The organism is Rhizobium sp. No.120, assembly GCF_054558365.1.
Map to the genome: position 1 here is coordinate 1 of NZ_BAAJNQ010000057.1, position 706 is coordinate 706.

1 protein-coding gene is annotated in these 706 nt (G+C 60.6%); it reads left to right on the forward strand.

The features are described 5' to 3' along the window. Positions 1-77: 77 nt before the first annotated feature. Positions 78-706, forward strand: a 629-nt coding sequence (locus ACYJRZ_RS31920) for a cupin domain-containing protein (protein WP_459465537.1), incomplete at its 3' end; no start/stop codon positions are given.

The window sequence follows — 706 nt, forward strand, 5'->3', positions numbered from 1 at the left end:
AATGATGCCATGGTAGTGACCGGACGAGAGACTTTATATATGCTACAGTCTCCATTTCTTTGGCGTTAGTCCTGATTATGACAGTCGATCCCCTTGCCGAAATCGTCACGCTGCTGCGGCCGGCCGCACGCTTTTCGAAGCTGGTGGAATGCGCCGGCGCCTGGCGAATTCATCGCGAGGCCACAGGCGAGCCATTCTACTGCGCAATCCTTGAGGGGCGTTGCCGCGTAACGTTTGGAGGACATAAGCCTTTCATCCTCCGAGCCGGCGATTTCGTGCTCGTTCCGGCTATGCGCGACCTCGTTAACGAGAGCGTCGACGCACCGGCCGGTCTATCCGCCATGGTTCCAACGCAGTTGAGTGGTGGCCATTTCCGTGTCGGCCGCCTCGAAGGGGCGGCGGACATGCGCATGCGCATAGGGCATTGCAGCTTCGGTGCGCCGGATGCGGCCTTGCTCGTTTCCCTCTTGCCAGATGTCGTTATCGTTCGCGACGAGCCCCGACTCGCGACGCTGATGCAATTGGTCGGTGAGGAAACGCGCGAGCGCCGGCCGGCACGCGAACTCGTGCTGGAACGGCTGCTGGAAGTGTTGTTGATCGAGGCATTGCGATCCGGCACGGAAACAACCGTCACGTCGAGTTTGAGTCGCGGCCTTGCCGATGAACGCCTGGCCGCAGCACTTCACGCGATGCATGCGCGTCCTGA